Here is a 9,601-nt window from a genome sequence, read left to right as displayed (position 1 = left end):
CACTCGTCGGGTTTAAAGGTAAAAGCACTAGACGAGTGAGTCAGAACAAGGTTTTCAGCGCCGCCAAGTCAGAGGGAATTCTCTGGCGGTAGAAATTTAAGATGAGTTGGATCAAGCGGCATCCCCCTCTAAATTTGCAGCCGATGTCTACCAACGATTATCTCCTGAAAGATTCCGTCAATTGCGTGAGGTAGCTTTGGGTAAAAAACAGTTCCCTTAGCTTGCCCCAAGTTTACCTCTGACCCCAAAATTGACGTTGATGAGGTTGTGCCAGTCGAGGACAATCCTGGGGTCGGTTAGCTGTGCACTTTCTTTGAACTGGCACAGCTAAAAATACTTTCTCTGTAACCCTTGACAGTTACCCATAAATTACTTACATTAGTTACATACTTTACTATGTAACTGGTAGGTAACTTATGGCAATTCCATCGGTGATGCAAGGACTGATCGAGGTAGAGGGAGGCAAAGTATTCGAGCTAGATTCTCCCCAAGGTGCGACATGGTTGCGTTTGACACCATCTTTCAGATATGAACCGATTGGAGCAAGCAAGCCCTGCACAGTCAGAAAAGAATCGGGCAAAGGGGGTGATTATTGGTATGGTTACAGAAAGATGTCGGGGCGGTTACACAAGAAATATATTGGCAAGTCCTCAGAGGTAAGCACGGCTAAGCTTGAGGAGGTTGCAGAGGCTCTGAATACTCCCCCCCAATCACGGGTTACAGACAAAGTTACACAGGATGCAGCTAAAGTTACAGATACGGTTACAGATAGTTGCGACTCTGACAGATTGACGGCTTTAGAGGTACAAGTGCAAGCGCTGCAAGAATCGTTAGAAGCGTTGAGGAGCGAACTGCTGGGAAAGTCCGAATCGGGTAATTCTGAGGAGTTACCCACAGTTACAGATAATGGGTTACAGAATAAGTTAAGTAACTTAAGCGCAGAGAACGAACTTTTGAGGGAGGAAGTGGCTCGACTACGATCGCGACTTGACCAAGAGCGCGTCGATCACAAGGAAGTGGAAGTGGAAGTGACCGATATTCTTAATCGCGAGGAAGTGGAAGTGGAAGTGGAAGCGGCCGATATCCTTAACCGATTGAAAGCTCGCCGGGGGAAATCAAAAACCGACTTGCGAGATATGGAGATTATCTTAGAGATTTTGGAAGGCTGAGAGGACGTACCCAGTTCTGCCCCCCCCTTGACACTTTGGAGTAAGTCTGCAATCGTGAGTGGTAAGGAAGATTGATGCGCGGTAGCGCGGTGTTGGCACACCTCACTAACCACGACTTCCCCAAACCGTTCTCTTACAACGTTTGGAGCTAAATCATTATGTCATTTTCAGAACGCTTGTCTAGTGCAGACTTGCAAAATCCTGCTTTGTCCCGCCGTGAGCTGCTGGGTAAATCTGCGTCGATCACGCTGGCAGCAGCGACGAAGTTACCACCGAAGCCACCAGCACCCAAAAAATACCCCTCACCAGAATTCAATATTGGTGATTTGGTGGCTTGTGATTGGGTGAACGATCGAGATGAGGATGAGGATGAGGATGAGGGTGAACACATCACAGATTTTGGTGAAGTTCTGGGGATGCGCTATTTACCGGAATCTGAGTCAATTTTTCCAGCAAAAAGCTGGGTCTACTACATCTGGTGGACGGATAGCACATCTAAAGTATGGAATCCTTATCCCTGTTATGACGGCGAACCCACCGAGGCTTCTAGTCTGAGGCTGGTACAGCGCGCTTAGTAGCTGGTGAATAGAGTCGATCAACGCGGGCCGGGAGGGGGCTGGCTTATGGTCTGCCTCCCGGCAGCGACCTGCAACCGGGATATGTGATACCCGGTATACCCCAAAAAGCAAAAATAAATGGTGTTTGGCTTCGTCAAATTGGAACCCTTGCCTACTGCGGGTTTGGAGTAAATTTTAATATTGCGGAATGTTCCCCAAACCCATTAGGTTTGCCCGCGCGTTATACACAAAAATAGCTCAGCTTTTCAAGTAGTAACGAATAGAAGCTACGACCTATAGGTCAGATTTTTCTGTATACGCTCAAAACTAGGCAGAAAGCGGGTTCTGAAGATTGCAGTAAATATGCCTTTTGAATTGGTCGAGGGTTTGTGGTAGCGGGAAGCAGATCATGTGTGTGGCTTTGGCGAACCCTATAGGGTTCTGCTGCTTGTTTACTGCCTCTTCACCGATCGCCGAGAGCTTCTCCATCCTCCAAAATAAACTCTCAAACCCTTGCTATAACTGCCTCTCTACGGCACAAACTCATATGAGTTTGTGTAAATAACTCGTTATACTTCGCAATACCTCGCAATTCCTAGCAGAACGAGATTTAGCCCGCTCAAACCTGATTAAAACGGTGTAGAAGGAAATTCGAGACCTATAGGTCTCTAGCTCAACCGTTTTAATTAAAATGTCTGCCCTCAAGTCCAATATTTTCTGTACATAGAGAAAAGCCAACCCTATAAAGACTTCCAGCGCTTCCCGGTCGGCTTCGACTTCCGGGCCCGGAAGTAAGAATAACTTCAGCTTAGTCCCTCCCTGGCTGTTGAGAGAGGTATGTCTGCGATCGGTGCTAAAGTTTTATCAAAGCAGAAAAAACGACCGCTACCAACGGTCGCCACCAGTAAATTAATTTTTTTAACTAAGATGACTTTACCACATTTCAAGCTACCCGGCCAACAACAACACGATCGCGTTTCCTTGGAAGATGCCATCAGAAGATATGAGAACGGGCTACTGACGGCGACAGGTTATATTTACACCATCACCAAAATCTACAGGGCTAAGGGTCATAAGCTAACTATCCCCAAAGCACGGGATTTTTACGAGTATTTTAAAATACCAAAATCAACATTCTACCGAGCACTCACCGAGTTGGAAAATAATCCAGAAGTAGATTTTCACTGGTATGAGTCGGGGGGGATATCTATGTGGTGGGGTGATGAGACTCAAGAGGAAGCCCCGAAAGAGCTAAATTACAAGCGTTTAAACGAACTTCCTGAACCTGTTCGAGCGGAGTTTGAAGCATTTATCCGCACAGAATGGCGCAAAATCAAAAGAGAGGAAATTAGAAGCCTGCATCGATTCTTAGAAAAGCCGACAGACTTCCAAAACTGGTGGCAAAAGTTCCAGCAAAAGCCAGCAGCAACCACAGCAGAAGCGGAAACAGAGACAGCACAAGCGGAAACAGAGACAGCAGAAGCGGAAACAGAGACAAAACCTGAGCGCGTTTTTATCGGTCCCACCGACGAACAAAAAGCGCAGGTGCGTGAGGCACTTAAAAGGTCAAGAGAAACCAAAACCAAAACCAGATCAAGTCTCACTCCTGACGACATAGAAAGGATAGAAAGCACTTTGCGGCGGAGTTAATTCAGTTCGTAGCTTTTTTATAAGCTCTAAAGGCTGTTTTTTGCCGAGGTTTAGACTTGTGAACCGCTTGTCATCAATTGCCAAAGCATTGCCATTTGGTTTGTTCAGCGGTTCTGTTGTACAGTCCAGCATCCAAGCTTGCTTGAGTTCGATCTCGGAACATTTAAATGTTCCGAGACAACTTCCAACACTTGTAACCGCCTCCCACAAAGGTTTTTGCAAGGTGCTGCAAGTCTTCTGTGTGATCACGGATCATTTAAATGATCCGCCACAACTAACAAAACCTGAAATCGGCTCAAAAATAGCCAGTTTTACCCTACTCTTCCCCCGCCGGACTCTCCCACGTCGATGTATAACATCGACGAGTGAGTTTTGGGCGGGAAACCCTTGCTTTGCAAAGGTTCCAGAAAAAGTCATTTTCGATAAAACCGGAAGTACCTGGGCTGGTGAGTGTTGTCTGACACTTCGGAATTTTCTATTTCCTGTCAAATCTTAAAAAAAAATCTCTCTCGGAGATGTTTATATATTTGAAGAATATATGAGAGAGTCCATAACCCTCTTTGGTAAAAGGTTACAGGCATCGACCGTCCCAAAAATGAGACTGTAGTCTCAAAAATGAGACTGTAGTCCCAAAAATGAGACTATTTTGCTAGCAGCAAATAAGCGCGCTAAAAATGGGTACCAAATTGAGCCTGTGACCCACTACCATACCTAAAAAGCAAAATCGGAAGTGAGATAATTGATGTGTGCACTACCAGGCCTCTGGCGGGGGTTTTTGGGGTGTTTGAGGCGCTTTTGAGGTGCGGGTGAGGTTCAGTGAAGCCTGAAACTCAAGGCCTTTGGCGGGACGTTTGAGCCACTTTTGAGGTGCAGTTGAGGTGCAGCCTGCCCTCTGTGAGTTCCAGAAATCGCTGAAACCCAAAGCCGATGGTGGGATTTGAACCCACGACCGTTCGATTACGAATCGAATACTCTACCCCTGAGCTACATCGGCACAGACAATTTTGGATTATAGCACAACTATAGCGAAAAAAGCAAGGAGTCGTAGAATTTAATTCAAAACTCCACAACTCCTAGCTCACCAACAGTTAAACGGTCACTTCAGTGTCAGTTGATCCGCCTCTGGCCCCGGAATAAACCAAACCCCGCTGCATATCCAGCGTCAGCATAGTTCCGTCCCGAATTACCCGCGTGGCATTCTTCACGCCCACCATCACCGGCACGCCCAAGCGCAAACCGATAATCGCGGCGTGAGAAGTCAAACTGTCCTCCTCCGTCACTACACCTGCGGCTTTCCGAATCATCTCGACAAAAGCAACACTTGTGTGTTCGACTACCAAAATTTCTCCAGCGTGGAAATTGCCTACATCCGCAGCAGTGCGAGCAACCCTGGCCATCCCACTCACCGAGCCCAAACCGACACCGGTGCCTTTGCCTAAAACTGCTGTCACTACTTCAACTTTGATCAAATCCGTCGATCCGGCAACCCCTTGCAGAGTACCGGCGGTCATCACCACTAAATCTCCGTCGGAGACTAACTCTTTTTCCTGGGCGACTGTCATGGCAGAGTGAAATGTCTGGCCGGTGGAGGGTAAATCCAGCACCAGCAAGGGTTTTACTCCCCATACTAATTGCAGTTGTCGGGCTACGTCTACGTGAGGAGTAATTGCCAAAATCGGAGTTTTGGGTCGGAATTTCGAGACATTTCGGGCTGTGGCGCCGGTTTTGGTCAGCGTCATGATGGCCGCCGCGTTCAATTGTTCGGAGATTTGGCTGACTGCTTGGCTGATGCCGTTGGGGATCGATCGACCAATATCTTCTACATTCCTAATATTCCGCTTAATTCCTTCCCTCTCCATCCGCACCGCAATTCTCGCCATCGTCGCCACCGCTTCGACGGGGAACTTGCCGACAGCAGTTTCATTCGAGAGCATCACTGCATCAGTTCCGTCAAGAATCGCGTTGGCCACGTCGGAAATCTCGGCGCGGGTGGGACGGGGATTGTTGACCATGCTGTCGAGCATCTGGGTAGCGGTAATTACCGGAATACCCAGCCGGTTGGAGGTAGCAATCAGCCGCTTTTGCAAAATCGGCACGTCTTCGGCGGGTAGTTCCACTCCCAAATCGCCGCGGGCGACCATCACGCCGTTGCAAAGGGTGAGAATTTCCTCCATTTGTTCGATCGCCTCGTGCTTTTCGATCTTGGCAATCACCGGTACTTGCTTGCCCGCACTCGCAATGAGCTCTTTAATTTCGAGCACATCTTGGGGATTCCGCACAAAGCTAAGGGCTACCCAATCGACACCTTGGTCGAGGCCGAACATTAAATCTTTGCGGTCTTTATCAGTCAGCGCTTTAATTGAGAGGTAAACTCCCGGAAAATTCACCCCTTTGTTGTTGGAAAGCGGCCCGCCGACGACGACGCGGCAGTACAATTCCCGCGCCGCGCGGTCTACTTTTTCCACCAGCATTTCCACTTTCCCGTCGTCAAGCAGAATCACTGATCCCTCTGGAACTTCGTCTGCTAGGGGGTCGTAGGTGACGGAAGAAATGAGTTCGGTGCCGGGAACTTGGCGACTGGTGAGAATGAAAGGATCGCCGTTTTTGACAACTATAGAGCCTGTCTCAAAGCGCCCTAAACGAATTTTCGGGCCTTGGAGGTCTTGGAGGATGGCTACCGGCTGGTTGAGTTCAAAGGATGTTTGCCGGATTAAGCGAATGCTGCGCTGGTGGTCTTCTTCTGTTCCGTGGGAAAAGTTGAGTCGCAAAGTTGTGGCACCTGCTTCTATGAGCTGGCGCAGCACTTGTGGGTCCGAAGTTGCTGGGCCAATGGTGGCGACGATTTTAGTCCGGCGTAGGGCTTTTGGCAATTGCATCAGCGGTGTTCTGGGGAGGCGGGTGGATTTCTTGTTTAAATTTCGGCTAACGTTTCATCTTTGCACTACAAGCAATGATGCTAGTCTCAAGTCTTAAAAATTTTGATAGTCGTCAAAAAAGTAGGTATTGAACAATATATAGAATATCTGACTTTTTACCGATCGGTAATCTTTTCTTGGGGAGCGCTCTTTTTTGCAAATTTTTCCGCTCTCAGGCTTGACATAAATACAGACATACCCATTGATTTTAATTGGTCTGCTGAGCTCTTTTGGCTAATCTAGGACTGGTATCCTTGTACAACAGCAATACTTTCCTGTTTGTGCAGAGGCTAGTTTTTGGCGATCGAACTCTGTTCTTTCATAAAACTTTACTATTGTCAGGCTTGTATCTTATACTACGCAAGTGTGAAATATTAAGGAGTCTTAACAAAGATGTCGGAGGCAGGACGGCCGCTGACAGTGCCGAAAGAGTTTCTGAGTCCTCCCGGTGACTTCAATCCGACACTGCTGCTGTTTTTGAGTGCAGTAGTGATTATCGTGATTTCTAACTTGGGTTTCTGGTGTTGGGGATGGCCGCAGTGGTGCTGTTTTACGCTGAACGTGTTGGCGTTGCACATGGCTGGAACTGTGATTCACGATGCGTCTCATAATGCAGCCCATCGCGATCGCACAGTTAATGCTATTTTGGGACACGGTAGCGCGCTGATGTTGGGTTTTGCTTTCCCGGTGTTTACGCGGGTACATATGCAGCATCACGCCCACGTTAATGACCCAGATAACGATCCAGACCATTATGTTTCGACGGGCGGGCCTTTGTGGTTGATTGCTGCGAGGTTTTTTTACCACGAGATTTTCTTTTTTAAGCGCAAACTGTGGCGGAAATACGAACTCTTGGAATGGTTTCTCAGCCGTTTGTTTGTCGTAGCGGTGGTGTATATTGCCATTCAGTACGACCATTTAGGTTACGTGCTGAATTTTTGGTTTTCTCCGGCTTTGGTGGTGGGGTTGGCGTTGGGGTTATTTTTTGATTATTTGCCGCACCGTCCGTTTCACGAGCGCGATCGCTGGAAAAATGCCAGAGTATATCCTAGTCCTATTCTAAATATCTTGATTTTGGGGCAGAATTATCATCTGATTCATCACTTGTGGCCTTCCATTCCTTGGTACAATTACAAGCCTGCTTATGAGGCTGTCAAGCCGCTGTTGGATGAGAAAGGTTCTCCTCAAACTTTGGGAATATTGGAAGGGAAAAAGGACTTTTGGAGTTTTATATATGACATTTTTTTAGGGATTAGGCTGCATCACAAGAAAGCGTCTGATTGACAAAAAACCCGGTTTCTTTGAGAAGCCGGGTTTTTTTTATAATAAAAGCTTTTAACCATCTATCCCCAGGGCAGGTTTTGTACTTTATCAAGTCCCGTAAAAAATAAACCCACCTGTAATGGTGAGTTAACTTTTAAATCAAGCCCAAATTGATACTCCCCAGGGCTTCAGCCCTGGGGATTCTTGAATGAATCCGAAAACTCTCAAAGGCGTTATCAAAGCACCTCTATACGCTCAAAACAACTACCAGTACAAAGGGTATTGCAATTGCGCTTACTTTTGTTTTACTTTCGGAGTCCATCACAACGCCAGATAGGTACGCTCCATGTTCACCATTACTTGTTTACCCAGGCTACGGTCATGCCGAGACGAGATAACGAGCGGGGTTTCTCCTTAATAAAACACTTCTTCACGTAGATGGTTGTTCTTACTTGCAATTTAATTCTAATACAACCTTTCAATCGCTTGTGTAAAGAAATATTGAAGGCGGTTGAAACCGCAGCCGACTTCCTCCCCGTGTCTAAAGCCAGGGGCTTCCGTCTCGTTTTTCGGTGAATCTATTATTTTTCCCCAGCCACCGCCACCGCTAAATTCCTATCGGGGCGCAAATTTTGAGCTCCCCGCAAATAAGGATGATAAATTTCAGTATTTGCCGGCCAATTGACGTGAATTAAAAACCGAATGCAGCGTTCCAAAGCACCCTCAACGTGCATTTGCTGTACGTCCAACAAAGGAACATTACACCAGTGAGGACGTTCGCGGGCGATCGCAGCCGGAAACACAGCATCTAAATCGCGAGTAGCAGAAAACGTAGCACTAATAATTAAATCTGGATTTATATCATTTTTTGCTTCTAATTCATCTAATAATTCTCTCACCGCTTCTCGAATTGCTGCCACCGAATTCTCGCTAGCAGTAGTTGCCCCACGAATCCCCCGCACTTGCCACTCCACGCAAATTTCCTCCATATTAGTCAGTTGTCAGTTGTCAGTTGTCAGTTGTTAGTTGTCAGTTGCTAGTTGTCAGTTGCTAGTTGCAATTACCCATTACTAATTACTAATTACCACTGCCAACAGACTACTGCCAACTGCCAACTGACTATTTAATCACGGGCGATACATCCACAGCGGCACACCGCTAGTAGAAAGCTCGAATTCCAGCAAATTCTTGTAAGCCCAAAGCCCGGATGTATCCAGACTACTCCCCAAGACGCGATTTAGGAAAGGTTTTTGTTTTTCTAGCGTGCAAGACTCGGTTTTTTCCGGGTCGAGGCCTGCGAGTTCGGCGACAAGGCGGCGAGCGTCCTCTTCTGTTCCCAGTCGATCGACCAAACCCAATTCTAAGGCTTGCTGGCCGGTAAAAACCCGACCATCGGCAAAACTTTTCACTTTCTCAACAGGCAATTTCCGGGCTTCAGCAACGGTTTCCACGAATTGCTGGTAGCTGGTGTCGATCAAGTCTTGCAGAATTTGCTGTTCAGGATCTGTCAATTCGCGATCGAATGCCAAGATATCTTTATACGGCCCCGATTTAATCACCTGAAAAGAAACGCCTACTTTTTCTAACAGCCGTTCTAAATTGTTACCCCGGATAATCACGCCAATGCTGCCAGTAATTGTACCCGGATTAGCAACGATATGCTCGGCTCCCATGCCGATGTAAACTCCGCCAGAAGCTGAAATATTGCCGAAACTGGCAACAATTTTGACTTTTTCGCGCAAACGCTTGAGTGCGCTGTAAATTTCCTGGGAATCGCCGACAGTGCCGCCGGGGCTGTCTATCCGCAGCAGCAAGGCGGGAAATTTGCGTTCTTCAACGGTTTTGAGAGCTTCTAGCACTCGTTTACGGGTTTCTCCGGCAATGGCTCCGGTGATTTCGATACGGGCGATTTGTTTGCGGTAGCGGGGCTTGAATGGCCAAATCATGGGCAGTTTACAGGCAAGGTGAAATTTTGTAGCTAACTTCTAGTGTGCCTTATTCATCGGGTTAGATGTTGTGCCTGTGTTCGCAACAGGCAAGATGCCTG

Annotated in this window: 7 protein-coding genes and 1 tRNA gene; 4 read left to right on the top strand and 4 right to left on the bottom strand. The window is 47.3% G+C overall.

Annotation, left to right across the window (positions count from 1 at the left end; genetic code table 11):
* Positions 1-416: 416 nt before the first annotated feature.
* The 3 genes from QUB20_RS22235 (at position 417) to QUB20_RS22225 (ending at position 3,376) form a co-directional block, all read left to right on the top strand.
* A complete protein-coding gene (locus QUB20_RS22235) occupies positions 417-1,169 on the top strand; it encodes a hypothetical protein (RefSeq protein ID WP_333249547.1) in 753 nt (250 codons plus the stop codon).
* A 158-nt stretch (positions 1,170-1,327) separates the two neighbouring features.
* Positions 1,328-1,744 (top strand): hypothetical protein, encoded by a 417-nt coding sequence (locus tag QUB20_RS22230; protein WP_333249545.1) that lies wholly within the window; start codon positions 1,328-1,330, stop codon positions 1,742-1,744.
* Between the two features lie 909 nt (positions 1,745-2,653).
* Positions 2,654-3,376 (top strand): hypothetical protein, encoded by a 723-nt coding sequence (locus QUB20_RS22225; protein ID WP_333291654.1) that lies wholly within the window; start codon positions 2,654-2,656, stop codon positions 3,374-3,376.
* A gap of 922 nt (positions 3,377-4,298) precedes the next feature.
* On the opposite strand, the gene QUB20_RS22220 is transcribed toward QUB20_RS22225, so the two are convergent.
* A tRNA-Thr gene (locus QUB20_RS22220) sits at positions 4,299-4,370 on the bottom strand.
* 94 nt (positions 4,371-4,464) lie between these two features.
* Positions 4,465-6,252 carry a pyruvate kinase gene (pyk, locus tag QUB20_RS22215; protein WP_333249541.1) on the bottom strand — a complete coding sequence of 596 codons (1,788 nt, stop codon included), beginning with the start codon at positions 6,250-6,252 and terminating at the stop codon, positions 4,465-4,467.
* 432 nt (positions 6,253-6,684) lie between these two features.
* Between pyk and crtR the strand changes: the two genes are divergently transcribed.
* The gene (gene crtR / locus QUB20_RS22210; protein ID WP_333249539.1) at positions 6,685-7,575 is read left to right on the top strand and encodes a beta-carotene hydroxylase; all 891 of its coding nucleotides are present in this window, start codon (positions 6,685-6,687) and stop codon (positions 7,573-7,575) included.
* Between the two features lie 560 nt (positions 7,576-8,135).
* Here the strand turns inward: crtR and aroH are convergent.
* Both aroH and sppA read right to left on the bottom strand, forming a co-directional pair.
* Positions 8,136-8,543: a chorismate mutase gene (gene aroH / locus QUB20_RS22205; protein ID WP_333052850.1), complete on the bottom strand. Its 408-nt coding sequence runs from the start codon at positions 8,541-8,543 to the stop codon at positions 8,136-8,138.
* Positions 8,544-8,681: 138 nt separating this feature from the next.
* A complete protein-coding gene (gene sppA, locus QUB20_RS22200) occupies positions 8,682-9,500 on the bottom strand; it encodes a signal peptide peptidase SppA (RefSeq protein WP_333249537.1) in 819 nt (272 codons plus the stop codon).
* Positions 9,501-9,601 lie beyond the last annotated feature (101 nt).

This window comes from Microcoleus sp. B4-C2 (genome assembly GCF_036705265.1).
GTDB lineage: Bacteria > Cyanobacteriota > Cyanobacteriia > Cyanobacteriales > Microcoleaceae > Microcoleus.
The sequence above is the reverse complement of the archived record's forward strand: the minus strand, read 5'-3'. Positions and strand labels throughout refer to the sequence as shown.